This is a genomic window from Lysobacter sp. HA35 (assembly GCF_054061195.1).
Genome location: NZ_JBSSDY010000001.1, coordinates 2020576 through 2036496 on the forward strand (window position 1 = coordinate 2020576; position 15921 = coordinate 2036496).

A 15921-nucleotide genomic window follows, 5' to 3' on the forward strand; every position below is an offset into this window, starting at 1 on the left:
GAAGGGCAAATGTCCAAGCAATCGGGATTCACGCTGATCGAGCTGATGATCGTCGTCGCGATCATCGCGATCCTGGCGGCCGTCGCGCTTCCGGCCTACCGGGACTATGTGACCCGCGCGCAAGTGGCCGAAGGCTACAGCTTGGCGACTGGGGCGAAAACTGCGATCGCGACGTACTACGCCTCATACGGCGCCTACCCCAACGACAATTCCGATGCGGGCATGGCGACCTCGGGCTCGATCAAGGGCAAATACGTGGCTTCGGTCGCCGTAGACGCGACCGGCAACATCACGATTACGTACGGTGGCGCCAGTAACTCCGTCATCAGTGGCCAGTCGATGATCATGGCGGCAGCGAACAACGGGGGCAGTCTTAACTGGACGTGCTCGGGCCTGCCGCGTAAATACCTGCCGTCCAACTGCTGACCGGCTGCGGGCTGCACCCGTTCGCGCTACGCTGCCCACTTCGAACGTGGCCAGCCGATGAAGAAAGCTCTCATCACAGGTGTTACCGGTCAGGACGGCGCCTATCTCGCCGAGCTTCTGCTGGCGAAAGGTTACGAGGTACACGGCATCAAGCGCCGGGCGTCCTCGTTCAATACCGCGCGCATCGACCACCTCTATCAGGATCCGCACGAGAGCGATCGTCGCTTCGCTCTGCACTACGGCGACTTGACGGACGCGACTAACCTCATTCGCATTCTGCAGCAGGTCCAACCGGACGAGGTCTACAACCTCGGAGCCCAAAGCCACGTTCAAGTGTCCTTCGACACACCCGAATACACCGCCAATGCGGATGGCTTGGGAACGCTGAGGCTCCTCGAAGCAATTCGCATCCTCGGCCTGGAATCGAAGACTCGCTTCTACCAGGCGTCGACCTCCGAGCTCTACGGGTTGGTCGCCGAAACGCCGCAGCGGGAAAGCACGCCGTTCCACCCGCGCTCGCCGTACGGCGTCGCCAAACTTTACGCGTTCTGGATCACCGTCAACTACCGTGAGGCGTACGGCATGTACGCCTGCAATGGCATCCTGTTCAACCATGAGTCCCCGCTGCGTGGCGAGACGTTTGTCACTCGCAAAATCACCCGCGGCTTGGCGCGAATTCGGCTTGGGCTCGACAGCTGCCTTTACCTCGGTAACTTGGACGCACGTCGCGATTGGGGCCATGCTCGCGACTATGTCGAGGCCCAGTGGCTAATGTTGCAGCAACCTTCTGCTGACGACTTCGTGATTGCAACCGGCGAACAGCACAGCGTCCGTGATTTCGTCGACGCGACTGCAGAAATGTTGGAACTCAAGCTCGAGTGGGCAGGCAAGGGCGCCGATGAACGCGCCATACTCGTCCACGCTCCCGAAAATTGCGGAGCACCAATCGGTCGCCAAGTCGTCGCGGTAGATCCGCGGTACTACCGGCCTACTGAGGTCGACACGCTACTCGGCGATGCCTCGAAAGCCCGCGACCAACTCGGCTGGAGGCCCCGCACACCATTCACCGAGCTAGTACGTGAAATGGCCATGGTGGACCTGGAGATCGCGCGTCGCGACGCCTTGATCGAGAAGGCGGGATATTCCGTTGTAGCGTCCCGAGAATGACTATCGACTTGGACGCGCCAATCTACGTAGCGGGGCATCACGGACTCGTAGGCAGCGCCCTTGTAAGGCGCTTGCGGGCGCTCGGCGCCCGGAGCCTCGTGCTTCGTGATCGGGGCGAGCTGGATCTCACCGATCAAGCCGCCGTCGACGCGTTCTTCGCTGTTGCACGGCCCTCGCTCGTTCTCCTTGCAGCGGCCCGCGTAGGCGGAATCCATGCCAATGCATCGCAACCTGCGAGTTTTGTCCGGGATAACCTGGCCATTCAGACGAACGTGATTCACTCCGCCTGGAAACATGGTGCCCACAAGCTCGTTTTCCTCGGCTCGTCCTGCATCTACTCCCGCGGCTCGCACCGCAACCTCTGCAAGAGGATAGTCTGCTGACAGGCCCCCTCGAACCAACGAACGAGGCCTATGCGATCGCGAAGATCGCCGGGCTGACAATGTGCCGGGCCTATCAACAGGAATACGGTTTCAACGCGATCGTAGCTATGCCGACCAATCTGTATGGCCCTGGCGACAACTACCACGCCGAAAACTCCCATGTGGTCGCCGCGCTAGTGCGTCGGATAGTCGAGGCGGAACGCGTGAACGCGGACGAGGTCGTTGTTTGGGGGACCGGGTCACCGCTGAGGGAGTTGTTGCACGTCGACGACCTTGCCGATGCGGTTCTATTTCTGGCCGACCGTTACAAGGGTACCGAGCTGATCAATGTTGGTTCCGGAGACGAGATTTCGATTGCAGATCTGGCTCGGCTGATTGCTGACCTCTCTGGATACAAAGGCGCGCTGCGCTTCGATACCACCCGCCCCGACGGCACGCCACGGAAGCGACTTGATACCCATCGCCTCGAAGCTCTCGGCTGGAAGCGGAAGATCACACTCGAGCAAGGTCTCAGAGAGACGATTGGGGCTTATCGCGCGAGCGTGCAGACAAGTCATGTGGACTGACCAACTTCGTTACGCGTATCGCGACTTTCGCGATCTCGTGCAGGGCCTGCGTGCGCACGAGAGAACCCGAGAGCTCATCGGTGCTGCACTCGCACGAAGCATTGCCGGTGATCAGCACATCGCTAGATTGTCGGACGCCGAGTTCCGCGTGTTCTCGCAGTTCGGTGACGACGGCATCATTCAATGGCTCGTCGCACAACTGCCCCAGCTGGAACGAACGTTCGTTGAGTTTGGCGTCGAGGACTACAGCGAATCGAACACGCGGTTCCTCCTGATCAATAACGGCTGGCATGGTCTAGTTATGGATCGGTCCACCCGGGACATGGCGCGTCTGCGCAGCCGCTCTTGGTTTTGGCGGTGCCGTCTAGACACGCGGGCTGCACTGATCACCCGGGACAATATTGACGCACTGATCGCGACGTGGCTTGGTCACCGCGCCTTAGGGCTTCTGCACATCGATATCGACGGAAATGATTATTGGGTGTGGCAGGCGATCGAATGCACGAAGCCAGGCATCGTCATCATGGAGTACAACGCGGTGTTTGGTCCGGAGCGGGCGGTAACCATCCCCTACGACGACGGATTTTCACGACTGGCTGCCCACCATTCCGGACAGTATTTTGGTACGTCGATCCGCGCACTTGAGAGTCTTGCGCTTCAAAAGGGATATACGCCGATTGGCACCAACAGCGCAGGAAACAACGTGTACTTCGTGCGCGACGACCTGATGGTCGACGCGATCACGCGTGTCCGCAGTGAGTTCTGCATGGACCCCTGCTTCCGCGACAGCCGTAATGCAAACGGTCGTCTGACGTACGCAACGCTCGCGGAAGCACAATCTTCGATTCGTGGACTGCCGGTGGTCAACGTAATTACCGGCTCTGTCGAGCCTTTCTGATTGGACACGGGGCGCAAGCCGTTTGTCTTGTTCGGGGCGCGAGGTCGAAACATCGCGCGAACAGGAGGATGGTCGCTAGTTGCCCGCGCTGCCGCGGCAGTCAACCTGTTGGCCGCCGTGCCGTTCGTGCTCGCAGCACTTGGACCCGCTCTGTTCGGAACGTGGGCCACCCTGGTCTCGTTCGTCGCACTGGCTGGTTTCCTTGATTTTGGTCTCGGAAACGGTGCCATGAACCTCGTCGCCTCCGCGCATGGTCGCAACTCGGCGGATGATGTAGCGGCGATTACAAGGGTGGCCACCCGCGCCGTTGCAGGCATTGCCGCGCTATTACTAGTTCCTGGGATGGCGCTGGTAGTACTCGCGCCGTGGTCTCATTGGCTCGGGGCACCGTCAATCGCTTCCTCTGACGTAAAACTTTCTGTTGCAGTCGTATTGGGGAGCGTCCTAGCGAGCGCGCCTCTCAACGTCGCCGGTCGCGTTCAGCTCGGACGCGGTCGCGGCGAGTCAACGTTCAAATGGCAGGCTTTTGGTCAGGCGTTGTCGCTAGTCCTCTTAGTCGTTCTGTCTAAGCTCCATGCCGGACTGCCCGCTCTCGTGAGCGCCAGCGTGTGTGGGCCGCTGCTCGGCTCGGCGATCAACACCCGTCGTCTTCAACGGGAAACCATCCTTCCACATCACTACGACGCCACTAGCGACGCTGCGCGGCGCCGAGCTATCTGGCATGAAGGCTTGGCGTTCTTCGCGCTGCAGCTATGCGCGGCATTGGCGTTCTCGATAGATCTTTCGCTCGTTTCGGCATACGCAGGCCCTGAGCGCGCTGGGACGTATGCGCTGGCTCAGCGATTGTTCTCGGTGATTCCGCTCGGTCTAGCCTTGATCCTCGCGCCTCTTTGGCCGACATATCGACAGGCGCTGGCGTCCGGGCACCGCGACTGGGTTGCGCGAACGCTCCGCAGATCGCTCGCAGCCGCTGCCGTCATATCGGGAGTCGCAGCCCTGACGCTGTTCGAGGGATTCGATCGCCTCGTCGCTGCGTGGGTGCACCGACCGATCGAGGCGGCGGCCAGTCTCGTTGCAGGCTTCGCCGCGTGGTGCGTTCTGGAATCTGTCGGAGCAACTTGGAGCGCCTTTCTCAACGCCGCCAGCGTACTGCGCTACCAGGTCGCAACGTCGGTTGCGTTCGCTACGTTGTGTTTCGCGGCGAAGGTTGCCCTTCTCTCGCGCGGCGAAGTCGCGTGGCTACCGTGGGCGACGGTGACAACCTATCTAGTCATCAACGTGCCAGCTGCCCTGATTTTCGGACGCCGCATCGTAGCTGCCGTATTTGCACGGACGTACTGATCGACGAGCCGCCGCTTCATCGACCAACCGAATCACCATTGCCTCGAAGTCGATGCTGGGCGCCCAGCCCGTCTCTGCGCGTAACCGGGCAGCGTCTCCGCAAAATGCCTGGGGGGGACGCTTCAACAGATGCGGCCTCTGGACGACCCGAGGCTCCCACGTAATGCCAAGTCGACGTGCCGCGATCGCGACGAAATCCCTCACGCTGTGCAAGTCCCCGGTCGCGATGACAAAGTCGTCGGGGGGAGCATTCAGTATCAACTGCATGGCACCCGTGTAATCGGGCGCATATCCCCAATCGACTTGTGCATCTAGGCTCCCGAGTACCAAGGTCTGCGCGAGTCCGTCGCGTATGTCGAGCAGCCCTTCAACGACTCGACGTGATAGGAAGTGACGCGCCCGGAACGAAGACTCGTGGTTGAAGAGTATTCCGCAGGACGCATGGACACCATGCGTGCGGCGGAAATAGCCGGCTAATGCCGTTCCGGCTGCCTTCGTAACGCCATAGATGCATTGGGGCCGCCACGGCGACGATTCAGTGCGTATTTCCGCCTCGCCATCACCGAAGATTCGCGACGAACTCGCATAGAAAACCCGGCTTTTAGGAGAGTTGTAACGGACCGCGTTTAGTACCTCTTCGAAGCGGTGAACATGCACCTCCCAGCTCAACGTCGAAATGCCGACGGGATCGATGTCCTGCTCAGCGCTGTGATGGTATGCAGCGAGGTAATAGATCTGGTCGGGGCGAAGCGACGACACGACCTCCGCTGGACTGGCCGTACAGGAGACATCGGTGCTGTCGTGCAGGTCTACGCCAGAGCGCGACACGCCAACTAGTGAGAACCCGCGCTCAGCGAGTTGCTGCCAGAGAATACGTCCGTCCTGCCCGCGGTGGCCGATGATCAGCGCACGCATTCAATCGCCTACGATCTCTATTTCGGGCATGGGAAAAATCAGCTTCCCGCCCGCGGCCAAATAGTCACGCTCGCGTTGCACGATCCCGGGCTTGAAATGCCACGGAAGCACGAGGAAATAGTCAGGGCGCATGGCGCGCGCCTCCGCCTCCGACACGATCGGGATAAGGGTGCCTGGCGTGTAAGCGCCGAATTTCTGAGAATTTACCTCGGCGACCGCCGGAATTACGTCCGGGCCGAACCCGCAGAACTGCAACAGCACATTGCCCTTGGTCGAGGCTCCGTACCCTAAGACGCGCTTGCCGTCGGCTACCAGCGCGTGAATCAACCGCTGGAGGTCGGCCCGATGCTTGAACACGCGCTCTTCGAATTGACGGTAAGGCTTAGGCGTATCCAGACCCCACGCCTGCTCCTGCTGCAGCATCCACTCGACTATGGTTCGGTCGACGGCGCGCGACGAGCCGATCCGGCAGGCCGTGACAGCGACACTTCCGCCGTTAACCGAATTCATCTGTACGTCGATTACACGGAGCCCGTTGCGCGCTAGCAGCTCATCGATTACGCGTAGCGAGTAATACTCGAGGTGCTCGTGGCAGACGGTGTCATAGGCGTTCGTGCGCAACATCGACGGCATGTAGCTCTGCTCGAAGTGCCAGATGCCATCGGGCGTGAGACAAGCGGCAATGTCCCGCACAAACGCGTTGGGATCTTCCAAATCGTAGAACATCGCGATCGACGTAATGATGCTCGCGCGATGTCCGCGAGAAGCATCCAGAAAGGATGAAGCGGAAAAGAAGTCGACGACGATTTCGACCGTGTCGGGATAAAACTCTCGGAACTTCTCCGCGGTCGGGTCCATGCCGACACGCTTCAGGCCATAGGTTTGGTACGAGCCCAGCAGCGTTCCATCGTTGCTGCCGATATCCAACACCCAATCACCTTCCGACGGCGCGTATCGCCGCTCAAGACCACGAACCTTCCCGGCTAGGTGGGCGACCATCGATGCATTGAGCCCAGATCGATAGCCGTAGTTCTCCCCGTACATCTCGGCGAGACTGTACGAATGCCGCAACTGCAGGAGCCCGCTGTCGGGGCACCACACGAGCTCCAGCGGGCCCCGCGTCACAGGCTGTGCCGTGCTTCGCGGGAATACGCCTGTCAAGGCTTGGGTGCCGAGATCGAGCACCGACACCAAGTGATTACTTCCGCTGATGCGGCAGCGCTCGATGGTGGTGAAACCAGAGCGCGCGTCGAGAGTGTCAGCCAAGGATTTTGCCCATCCTGTTGCGATAGAAGAACCGGCTCGCCTTCATATCGAGCAGGTGTATGTTGGCATCGCGATACGGCAATCTGCAGTAGATGAGTCCGACCAAGTTAGCGACCATGCCGGGGACGCAGGCGACGAGCAGTGCTTTGGCACGGTCGACGGACGAGTGCGCGCGTGGTTTGATCCAACGACGATACTCTTCAATATCGTAAGTGCCCTTTGCGCGGTAGAACAGAAGGCTCTTGATGCTCCGCCACGGGCGCTCGCGGTAGACACTTCGGCGTATTGCTGGTGCCACTGCATCCAATGAAGCGACGAGCTCGGTCCAGCGAATCATGCGGATCTCGAACTCCTTAGGACGCCACTGCGTGTTGCCGAAACGCACTGCGACCAAGGGCCTGTGCAGCGCGATCGCTCCGTGCGGCAGCGGTGCCTGGAAGATGACGCCGACATGGATGAAATATGAGCCGAAATAACGGGCCCGGTCACGCTCCAGCCATAGCGCCCGACGGATCACCACCGCCCCGATGTACCCCAGGTAGCCCGACACCTCAACAAAAAGACGATCGAGTTCGTCCGGGCCATAAAGCCGGTCGGCATCGAACCTCAAACGATCGGCATCGATCGTTTCAACAAGACGAAGGTCTCGCATTTCGGCATTGACGATAACGAGGTCGCGGCCCGTACTTATGGCAGCGAGCACCGCGTCAATGGCACCGGGCAGGACCACGTCATCGTCCGACATCAGCCAGCAGTACTCGCCCGATGCCTCACAGGCCGCCGCGTCGTAGTCCCGGTCGATTCCGCCGTTCGTCGCCCGAGGCAGATATCGCAGCCGAGGCACCTCGGCGCAGAGTGCGCTCATCACCTGCGGCGTAGCATCGGTGGACGCGCCGTCTAGCACCAAGATCTCCACGTCCGGTCGCATTTGGCTCGCGATGCTCCGGATGGTGTCGCCGATCATGTCGGCGCGGTTGCGCGTCGCGATACACACGGAGAGGCGAATGCCATTCATGGAGAAAGGTCCATCGAACCGTGCGGGATGCAGGGAACCAGCAGACTGTAACCTGAGCGCGTGCGGGATACTGCCGCCTCTACATCTGCCCCGAGGCTCACGTTGCGGCTCCTCTTTGTCAGCAAACGCGCTCCGCAAGGCCGGGATTTAGCGGCACGGCCCTACGGCCGATTCCACCATCTGCCCCGCGAACTCGCCAAGCGTGGACATGACGTCCGCATCGTCCTTTGCGGTCATCGCCGCGAGCCCCCGGCCGACCAATCCGTGGACGGCATGCACGTCCGCACCGTCGACGCTCGGTCGCTCGGGCCCGTCGGGCTTGCGCGCGCGCTAACCCACGAAGCGCGGGCAGTAAGGCCGGACTGGGTGATCGGCTGCTCGGATGCTTGGTACGGTGTGCTCGCACGCCGCATGGCACGCGCCGGCGAAGCGCGGCTCGCAATCGACGCGTACGACAATTACGAGGCGTACATGCCTTGGAACGTGCCGCTGCATCTGGTCTGGCGCAAATCGCTTGCTGCGGCCGATCTGGTAACGGCAGCGGGGCCGCAACTCGCCGATCTGCTGGGCCGGTCACGGCCCGGCAAGCGGGTCGAAATCCTGCCTATGGCCGCCGACCCGGAATTTCGCCCCGCGTCGCGAGCGACTTGCAGAATGGGGTTGGGCCTGCCGATGGACCGTCCATTGATTGGATACGTCGGCAGCTGGACGCGCAGCCGCGGCTCTTACCTGATCCTCGACGCGCTCGACGAGGTGCGGCGCCGACGTGGAGACGTACGCTTGGCCGTAAGCGGCCGGCCGCCCGCGTACGTCGCTTCACACGAAGGAGTGACGGCAACGGGCTATCTCGCCGACGCTCAGCTGCCGGCCCTCTTCGCTGCACTCGACGTCGCGTGCGTGGTTACAGCCAATACGCGCTTTGGGCGTTATAGCTACCCGGCGAAGCTCTGCGAGGCCATGGCGTGCGGCGTTCCTGTTGCGGCGACGTCGACCCACGCGGTGAGCTGGATGCTGGGCGACGCGCCACAGCACCTGTCGCCTGTTGGCGACGCGACTGGGCTCGCGGACCGGATCTGCTCGCTGCTGGACCGTCCCGTTGTCAGGTATCCACCACCGCCAAATTGGCACGAAGTCGCAGTCTTATTCGAGGCATTTTTGAGCGGCGCGTGAGGATCCGATGGCGCCGTGCGCCCAAGCAGCCATTTCAGTATCGAATCGTGCCCAGCCGTAAACCTGCGCTGCAAGCCGGCAATCGTCACGGACACGCTGATCGGTTCGTCGAGACAGCCAGTCGCTGGCGACATCCACGAACGCGCCGTAATCGCTCGCATCGACCAAGTCGCCCGTGATCCCGGGGCGTATCGCATCGGGCACGCCGCCGACAGCGAAGGCGACCGTCGGCGTACCGCGCGCCGCCGCTTCGACGGCGACCATGCCGAAGCCTTCTACGTCACCCGGCATATCGAGCACGGGAAACACATGGAGGTCGGCTGCCTCCAAGGCGTCAGCGACGTCCTCGTCGGGCCTCGCGCCGAGCCAAGTGATCGCGTCCTGCATGCCGGCAGCCTTCGCTGCCATTGCGATAGGCGCAAACCCTTGTCCACCGCGCTGAAGTAACGCGCTGCTGGGCTCGTCGCCGATGACGAGCAGGCGCAACGATGGCCACCGTCGCACCAACCTTGGCAGAGCATGTCGGACCCAGGATTCCAGCCCCTTGCGCGCGGTGAGGCGCCCTACAGACACGAGCAGAGGGGCATCAGCCGCAATGTCGAGTCGGGCACGGAATGCCAACGCCCGCTCCGGTCGTGGCGGAGGAAGCTCGGTGCCCGGATGAATCACGGTAATCCGTTGCACGAGTACCCCAGCCGTGATCGCCAGCGCGCGCGTGTGCCCGCTGTTGACGATGACGCGATCGCAACGACGGATAGCAGGCAACCAGATGGCGCGATAAATCGCGCTTGGCGCCACGATATCGAGACCATGCAGGTAGACCGCTGTTGCCGCGCCCGATATCCGACCCGCCATGAGAACAGCGGGCGCCATCAAACCGCTCCCGCCGACGATCAGCTCAGGGCGCGCGTGACGCGCATACCACGCGCCTTTTAGCGCTGCCGCTACAACGGTCGCCGCCGGGTGCCCGACTGGAAACTCGGCGACGACCGCCTCCCCTGCGAAACGCCTGCAACCTCGGGGACCCGCGAGCGATGCCGACCCAAGCTTCGATAACGCGAGCAAGACGTGCTCATTCAGCCGCTCCATGCCGCCCACGAGCGGCGGGAAGTTCCTTGTTACCAGGAGACTTCGCACGTGTCAGCCGTCTCGACGATATGTGAGCGACGTGATCTGCTCGGACACGAGACCAATCAGGAATACGATTACCGAGGCGCTCAACAGCAACGCGCTCATGTTGGTGAAACGGTGCTCGGTAGCGAACGTATACGCGTAATACGTGGCACCAAGCCCGCCAAAGCCCAAAGCCACCGGCGCGAATAGTTTCAGCGGCGAATAGAGCGTTGCGATCTTGAAGATGATCAGCAGAAAGCGGATGCCATCGCGCAGCGGTCGAATGTGACTGCGCCCGATGCGTTGCGCCACGGGGACCGGCACGTACGCGACCGGATAACCGCTTCGAAAGAACGCCATCGTGGACGTCGTCGGATACGAGAACCCGTTCGGAAGCAGGTGCAGGAATTCGCGGAATCGGGAAGCGCGAACGACGCGAAAGCCGGACGTCAGGTCGGCGACGACGTGGCCTGTCATCCAGCTCGCGAGGCGGTTGTAGAACGCGTTCGCGGCGCCACGACTTCGATTCGCCTGCCCACTCGAGTCGCGCGCGCCGACCACCATGTCGTAGCCCTCATCGAGCTTTCGAAGCAGCGCATCGATGTGCGCCGGGTCGTGCTGCCCGTCCGCGTCCATGAAGACGATGATGTCGCCCGTGGCCGCACGTGCGCCTCGCTTGATCGCGGCACCGTTGCCCATCGAATACGGCGCGGATACCACGCGCGCACCGTGCTCATGAGCGACGACCGCCGTAGCGTCCGTCGAGCCGTCGTTCGACACGATGACCTCGGCGTCCGGAAACGCGGCGCGCAACGCCGACAGGGTCCTGGCAAGCCCAGCCTCCTCGTTCTTGGCGGGCAGTACGATCGAGAAAGACATCAGCATCCTGTTGTCGGTGACTGCGGCGAGCCGAGCGGTATCGGCCCGGTGCTGACATCGCTAGGCGCGATGCAGGCGGCGGATCAGTGTCGGCATCATCGGCTGTAAGACGCGTCTGATGACCGCGGGACACAAGCTTATGCAGGCGGCCCCCACGCCGCGCAATTCACTCAGGTCGAGCATAGCTTGCAGTGCTTCGGCTTCGATGGACTCCGAAGCCAGACCCGCCTGCCGCAGCAACGCGTCGAGTTCCGAAGGTCCAAGCGGATTGCAGTCGTAATGGGTGCCCTTGATTGCACGGAGATAGGGCGTTCGCAAGCGCTCAGGCCACCAGCTCAAAAACGGCACCCCGAAATGCGGCTCGACGAGTGCCCATCGACTGGGTACAGCGAGATAGCCCACGCCCCCGGGCTTGAGCACGCGAGCGAGTTCGCGCAGATGTACGAGTTGTTGGGCGCGACCGCCAACATGCTCGACGACATGGTTGCTCAGGACGACGTCAAAACTGGCGTCCGGAAACGGCAGCTCGACTCCCTGCACTTGGAGAAACATGTAGTCGCCCTGCACCTGGCGTTGGTCGATGACGTCTACCGCGACGACGTCGTACGCCCGCTTCCTCGCGAAATGCGCTGCGATACCGCCGCCGCCGCATCCGACTTCGAGCAGCCGCACCGGTGGGCCGCCGTCTTCCAAGCCGAGCAGTCGCTCGATTTTCCGCGCCTTCACAGATCGGGACGCGAGGTCGAGGATGGCGTGGGGACGGCGCTTGTCCTCCACTACTGGTCTGGATGCTCCGCTGTCCAAGTTCCCCGACCTGCCCGTTGCTGAAGCCGTCCGGACGATAGTCGAAAATGGCGGCGCCATCCGCAATGCGTGGCCCGGATTTTGCGTTAGAGTCCCTGCAGGGGCTGCAAAAAGGGTCAACATGAATACCGTCGCTACCGCCAACCTGGTGGGGATCACGGGCATTGCCCGTCGCCTGGTGCTCGACGGAGCGCTGGATGAGAGCGTGGCGCGCGAAGCCATGGCTGCCGCCACGGCCGAGAAGAAGCCGCTCGCCGTCTACCTGTCCGACCGCCGACTGGTATCGGCCGCGAGCATGGCCGCTGCCAATTCGGTCGAGTTCGGCGTACCGCTGCTGGATGCCAACGCGTTCGATCCAGGGCAGTCGGCGGTCAAGCTGGTCAACGACGAACTCCTGCGAAAGCATGGCGTGCTTCCGCTGTTCAAGCGCGGCAACCGGCTGTTCGTTGGCATCACCGATCCCACGAATTCGCACGCCCTGGACGAGATCAAGTTCCAGACCAACCTCGCCGTCGAAGCGATCCTGGTCGACGCGGACACCATTGCGCGCTGCCTCGAACGCTGGTCCGAAAACAACGACAACCTCGGCGACGGCGGCGGCGATGACGAAGGTCTCGAGAACCTAGAGGTCGGCAAGGACGACGAGCTGACCGGTGGCGATTCCGGTGTCGACGCCAAGGGCGATGACACGCCGGTCGTGCGCTTCGTCAACAAGGTGCTGGTGGACGCGATCCGCCGCGGCGCCTCGGATATTCACTTCGAGCCCTACGAGACGGACTTCCGCGTACGCCTGCGCATCGACGGCATTCTCAAGCAGGTCGCGAAAGCGCCCCAGAAGCTGAGCACCCGCATCGCAGCGCGCCTGAAGGTCATGGCGCAGCTGGACATCGCCGAAAAGCGCGTGCCCCAGGACGGTCGCATCAAGCTCAACCTGTCCAAGACCAAGCAGATCGACTTCCGCGCCAGCACCCTTCCAACGCTGTTCGGCGAGAAAGTGGTGCTGCGTATCCTCGACGGCAGCGCGGCCAAGCTCGGCATCGACAAGCTCGGCTACGAGGACGATCAGAAGGAACTGTTCCTCAACGCCATTGCCAAGCCTTACGGGATGGTGCTGGTCACCGGTCCGACCGGCTCGGGTAAGACGGTGTCGCTCTACACGGCGCTCAACATCCTCAACGACGACACCCGCAACATCTCGACGGTTGAGGATCCGGTCGAAATCCGCGTCCCGGGCATCAACCAGGTCCAGCAGAACCAGAAGCGCGGCATGACCTTTGCCGCCGCCCTGCGCAGCTTCCTGCGACAGGACCCGGACGTGATCATGGTCGGCGAAATCCGTGACCTCGAGACCGCCGAGATCGCCGTCAAGGCGGCGCAGACTGGCCACATGGTCCTGTCGACGCTGCACACGAACGACGCCCCGCAGACCGTCTCGCGCCTGATGAACATGGGTATCGCGCCGTACAACATCATCTCGTCCGTCTCGCTGGTCATCGCCCAGCGCCTCGCCCGCCGCCTGCACGACTGCAAGCGACCGGTGCAGCTTCCCGAGCACGCGCTGATCGCCGAGGGCTTCACGGCCGAGGAAATCGCGACGGGGTTCACGGTGTACGAAGCCGTCGGTTGCCCGGATTGCACCGAGGGGTACAAGGGGCGCACGGGTATCTACCAGGTCATGCCGATGACCGAGGAGATCCAGGCGATCATCCTCGAAGGCGGCAACGCCATGCAGATCGCCGAGGCGGCGCAACGCTCGGGAATCCGGGACCTGCGCCAGTCCGCCCTGATGAAACTGCGCAAGGGCGTCACGAGCCTCGCCGAAATCAACCGCGTCACCAAGGACTAAGCCATGGCCGCGAGCCGATCGACAGTCAAAACCACCGCCCGCCCCGGGGACAGCCTGCAGACCTTCACCTGGGTCGGCAAGGACAAGCGCGGCGTCGTCATGAAGGGCGAGCAGTCGGCCAAGAACATCAACCTGGTCAAGGCCGAACTGCGCCGCCAGGGGATTACGCCGCAGACGGTCAAGCCGAAGGCCAAGCCGCTGTTCGGTGCTGCCGGTAGCGCGATCAAACCACGCGATATCGCCATTTTCAGTCGGCAGATCGCAACGATGATGAAGTCAGGCGTGCCGATCGTGGGTGCGCTGGAGATCATCGGCAACGGCAACAAGAACCCGCGCATGCGCACGCTGGTCGAGACGGTCCGCAATGACATCCAGGGCGGCATGTCGTTTACCGAGGCGTTGACGCGCCATCCTGTCCAGTTCGACGAGCTTTATCGCAATCTCGTGCGTGCCGGTGAAGCTGCCGGCGTGCTCGAGACCGTGCTCGACACGATCGCGACGTACAAAGAAAACCTAGAAGCACTCAAGGGCAAGATCAAGAAGGCGTTGTTCTATCCGGCGATGGTCGTGGCCGTGGCCCTGATCGTCAGCTCGATCCTGCTGGTCTTCGTGGTGCCGCAGTTCCAGGAAGTGTTTAAGGGCTTCGGCGCGGACCTTCCAGCATTCACCATGATGATCATCCACCTCAGCGACTTCATGGTCTCCTGGTGGTGGCTGATGCTGCTTTTCCTTATCGGTGCGGGCGCTGCGTTCATTGCTGCGAAAAAGCGCTCAGTCGCATTTCAGCACTTCCTTGACCGTGTGATTCTGAAGGTGCCGGTAATCGGCCAGATCATGCACAACTCGGCGATCGCACGGTTCTCGCGAACGCTAGGCGTGACGTTCAAGGCGGGCGTACCGCTCGTCGAGGCACTCGACACCGTCGCCGGCGCGACCGGCAACGCGGTGTATACCGATGCCGTCTATCGCATCCGTGACGACGTCGCAGTCGGTTATCCGGTGAACATGGCGATGAAGCAGGTGAACCTGTTCCCGCACATGGTCATCCAGATGACGGCAATCGGTGAAGAAGCCGGTGCCCTCGACACGATGCTTTTCAAGGTCGCGGAGTTCTACGAGCAGGAGGTCAACAATGCGGTCGACGCGCTGTCCAGCCTGCTCGAACCGCTGATCATGGTCTTCCTCGGCGTCATCGTCGGCGGCATGGTCGTCGCGATGTACCTGCCGATCTTCAAGCTGGCCTCGGTCGTCTGACGCTGGATGGCGTTCCTCGACCAGAACCCGCAGATCGGTTATCCGCTTGCAGCAGGCTTCGGCCTGCTGGTGGGCAGCTTCCTCAACGTGGTGATCCTCCGGCTGCCGACGCGGCTGGAGTGGTCGTGGAAGCGTGACTCGCGCGAGGTGCTCGGGCTCGACGAGGTCTATGACCCGCCGCCGCCCGGCATCGTCGTCGAACGCTCGCACTGCCCGAATTGCAAACACGCGCTGAGCTGGTACGAGAACATCCCGCTCTTCAGCTGGCTCGCGCTGCGTGGCCGCTGCCGTCACTGCAAGGCGCCGATCTCCGTGCAGTATCCGGCGGTCGAACTGCTGACGATGCTGTTGTTCCTCGCTTGCGTCGCCCGATTCGGCTTCGGCTGGCAGGGCTTCGGCGCGATGCTGTTCACAGGCTTTCTGATTTCGATGTCGGGCATAGACCTGCGCACGCAGCTGCTGCCAGATTCGCTGACGCTGCCGTTGATGTGGCTGGGTTTGATAGCGGCGTCCGACAATCTCTATATGCCCGCGAAGCCGGCGCTGGTCGGCGCCGCGGTCGGGTACGCGAGCCTGTGGTCAGTGTGGTGGCTGTTCAAGCAGCTCACCGGCAAGGAAGGCATGGGGCATGGCGACTTCAAGCTGCTCGCCGCTATCGGCGCATGGACCGGCCTGCGCGGAATCCTGCCGACCATCCTGATCTCATCGCTGGTCGGCGCGATCATCGGTTCGATCTGGCTGGCCGCGAAAGGCCGCGACCGCGCGACGCCGATCCCATTCGGCCCTTACCTCGCGATCGCGGGCTGGATCGTGTTTTTCTGGGGCGGAACGCTGATCGACAGCTACATGCGGTTCGCCCACCTGCAATAACCGGCGCC

Annotated in this window: 16 protein-coding genes; 10 read left to right on the forward strand and 6 right to left on the reverse strand. The window is 62.3% G+C overall.

The genetic code is table 11. The features are described 5' to 3' along the window. Nucleotides 1–9 precede the first annotated feature (9 nt). Genes ACVWZN_RS10025 through ACVWZN_RS10050 form a run of 6 tightly spaced genes read left to right on the forward strand, consistent with a single transcriptional unit; the run spans nucleotide 10 to nucleotide 4781 of the window. Nucleotides 10–426, forward strand: coding sequence for a pilin (locus ACVWZN_RS10025; protein WP_456953695.1), 417 nt, complete (start codon nucleotides 10–12; stop codon nucleotides 424–426). Nucleotides 427–483: 57 nt separating this feature from the next. Continuing rightward, on the forward strand, nucleotides 484–1593 hold the full coding sequence (gmd, locus tag ACVWZN_RS10030) for a GDP-mannose 4,6-dehydratase (RefSeq protein WP_456953696.1): 1110 nt from the start codon (nucleotides 484–486) through the stop codon (nucleotides 1591–1593). After that, nucleotides 1590–1976 carry an NAD-dependent epimerase/dehydratase family protein gene (locus ACVWZN_RS10035; RefSeq protein ID WP_456953697.1) on the forward strand — a complete coding sequence of 129 codons (387 nt, stop codon included), beginning with the start codon at nucleotides 1590–1592 and terminating at the stop codon, nucleotides 1974–1976. Before gmd ends, ACVWZN_RS10035 begins: the two co-directional genes overlap by 4 nt. Continuing rightward, nucleotides 1973–2542: an NAD-dependent epimerase/dehydratase family protein gene (locus tag ACVWZN_RS10040; protein ID WP_456954743.1), complete on the forward strand. Its 570-nt coding sequence runs from the start codon at nucleotides 1973–1975 to the stop codon at nucleotides 2540–2542. Before ACVWZN_RS10035 ends, ACVWZN_RS10040 begins: the two co-directional genes overlap by 4 nt. After that, nucleotides 2532–3440 carry a hypothetical protein gene (locus tag ACVWZN_RS10045; protein WP_456953698.1) on the forward strand — a complete coding sequence of 303 codons (909 nt, stop codon included), beginning with the start codon at nucleotides 2532–2534 and terminating at the stop codon, nucleotides 3438–3440. Before ACVWZN_RS10040 ends, ACVWZN_RS10045 begins: the two co-directional genes overlap by 11 nt. 27 nt (nucleotides 3441–3467) lie before the next feature. Then, nucleotides 3468–4781, forward strand: coding sequence for a lipopolysaccharide biosynthesis protein (locus tag ACVWZN_RS10050; protein WP_456954744.1), 1314 nt, complete (start codon nucleotides 3468–3470; stop codon nucleotides 4779–4781). Here the strand turns inward: ACVWZN_RS10050 and ACVWZN_RS10055 are convergent. Genes ACVWZN_RS10055 through ACVWZN_RS10065 form a run of 3 tightly spaced genes read right to left on the reverse strand, consistent with a single transcriptional unit; the run spans nucleotide 4707 to nucleotide 7977 of the window. Then, the gene (locus tag ACVWZN_RS10055) at nucleotides 4707–5696 is read right to left on the reverse strand and encodes a GDP-mannose 4,6-dehydratase (RefSeq protein WP_456953699.1); all 990 of its coding nucleotides are present in this window, start codon (nucleotides 5694–5696) and stop codon (nucleotides 4707–4709) included. The genes ACVWZN_RS10050 and ACVWZN_RS10055 overlap by 75 nt on opposite strands. After that, nucleotides 5697–6962: a class I SAM-dependent methyltransferase gene (locus ACVWZN_RS10060; protein ID WP_456953700.1), complete on the reverse strand. Its 1266-nt coding sequence runs from the start codon at nucleotides 6960–6962 to the stop codon at nucleotides 5697–5699. After that, nucleotides 6955–7977, reverse strand: a complete 1023-nt coding sequence (locus ACVWZN_RS10065) for a glycosyltransferase family 2 protein (RefSeq protein ID WP_456953701.1) — start codon at nucleotides 7975–7977, stop codon at nucleotides 6955–6957. Before ACVWZN_RS10065 ends, ACVWZN_RS10060 begins: the two co-directional genes overlap by 8 nt. Nucleotides 7978–8079: 102 nt before the next feature. Between ACVWZN_RS10065 and ACVWZN_RS10070 the strand changes: the two genes are divergently transcribed. Beyond that, the gene (locus ACVWZN_RS10070; RefSeq protein ID WP_456953702.1) at nucleotides 8080–9147 is read left to right on the forward strand and encodes a glycosyltransferase family 4 protein; all 1068 of its coding nucleotides are present in this window, start codon (nucleotides 8080–8082) and stop codon (nucleotides 9145–9147) included. Here the strand turns inward: ACVWZN_RS10070 and ACVWZN_RS10075 are convergent. Genes ACVWZN_RS10075 through ACVWZN_RS10085 form a run of 3 tightly spaced genes read right to left on the reverse strand, consistent with a single transcriptional unit; the run spans nucleotide 9118 to nucleotide 11916 of the window. Then, a complete protein-coding gene (locus tag ACVWZN_RS10075) occupies nucleotides 9118–10284 on the reverse strand; it encodes a glycosyltransferase family 4 protein (RefSeq protein ID WP_456953703.1) in 1167 nt (388 codons plus the stop codon). The two genes, ACVWZN_RS10070 and ACVWZN_RS10075, sit on opposite strands and share 30 nt — an antisense overlap. A gap of 3 nt (nucleotides 10285–10287) precedes the next feature. Then, entirely contained in the window at nucleotides 10288–11145 is an 858-nt protein-coding gene (locus tag ACVWZN_RS10080) for a glycosyltransferase family 2 protein (RefSeq protein ID WP_456953704.1), read from the reverse strand. A 54-nt stretch (nucleotides 11146–11199) separates the two neighbouring features. Then, nucleotides 11200–11916, reverse strand: coding sequence for a methyltransferase domain-containing protein (locus tag ACVWZN_RS10085; protein ID WP_456953705.1), 717 nt, complete (start codon nucleotides 11914–11916; stop codon nucleotides 11200–11202). Between the two features lie 148 nt (nucleotides 11917–12064). Here ACVWZN_RS10085 and pilB point away from each other — a divergent pair, with 148 nt between their 5' ends. The 3 genes from pilB to ACVWZN_RS10100 are packed head-to-tail and all read left to right on the forward strand — an operon-like array spanning nucleotide 12065 to nucleotide 15913. Continuing rightward, entirely contained in the window at nucleotides 12065–13789 is a 1725-nt protein-coding gene (gene pilB, locus ACVWZN_RS10090; RefSeq protein ID WP_456954745.1) for a type IV-A pilus assembly ATPase PilB, read from the forward strand. Nucleotides 13790–13792: 3 nt separating this feature from the next. Beyond that, nucleotides 13793–15043: a type II secretion system F family protein gene (locus ACVWZN_RS10095; protein ID WP_456953706.1), complete on the forward strand. Its 1251-nt coding sequence runs from the start codon at nucleotides 13793–13795 to the stop codon at nucleotides 15041–15043. Between the two features lie 6 nt (nucleotides 15044–15049). Next, complete coding sequence (locus ACVWZN_RS10100; RefSeq protein WP_456953707.1) at nucleotides 15050–15913, forward strand: prepilin peptidase; 864 nt, start codon at nucleotides 15050–15052, stop codon at nucleotides 15911–15913. Nucleotides 15914–15921 lie beyond the last annotated feature (8 nt).

Bases quoted from the DNA above. Each gene is read 5' to 3' on its own strand.
- ACVWZN_RS10025 (WP_456953695.1), top strand. From the start codon at position 10: ATGTCCAAGCAATCGGGATTCACGCTGATCGAGCTGATGATCGTCGTC.
- gmd (WP_456953696.1), top strand. From the start codon at position 484: ATGAAGAAAGCTCTCATCACAGGTGTTACCGGTCAGGACGGCGCCTAT.
- ACVWZN_RS10035 (WP_456953697.1), top strand. From the start codon at position 1,590: ATGACTATCGACTTGGACGCGCCAATCTACGTAGCGGGGCATCACGGA.
- ACVWZN_RS10045 (WP_456953698.1), top strand. From the start codon at position 2,532: ATGTGGACTGACCAACTTCGTTACGCGTATCGCGACTTTCGCGATCTC.
- ACVWZN_RS10055 (WP_456953699.1), bottom strand. From the start codon at position 5,696: ATGCGTGCGCTGATCATCGGCCACCGCGGGCAGGACGGACGTATTCTC.
- ACVWZN_RS10065 (WP_456953701.1), bottom strand. From the start codon at position 7,977: ATGAATGGCATTCGCCTCTCCGTGTGTATCGCGACGCGCAACCGCGCC.
- ACVWZN_RS10080 (WP_456953704.1), bottom strand. From the start codon at position 11,145: ATGCTGATGTCTTTCTCGATCGTACTGCCCGCCAAGAACGAGGAGGCT.
- pilB (WP_456954745.1), top strand. From the start codon at position 12,065: ATGAATACCGTCGCTACCGCCAACCTGGTGGGGATCACGGGCATTGCC.
- ACVWZN_RS10095 (WP_456953706.1), top strand. From the start codon at position 13,793: ATGGCCGCGAGCCGATCGACAGTCAAAACCACCGCCCGCCCCGGGGAC.
- ACVWZN_RS10100 (WP_456953707.1), top strand. From the start codon at position 15,050: ATGGCGTTCCTCGACCAGAACCCGCAGATCGGTTATCCGCTTGCAGCA.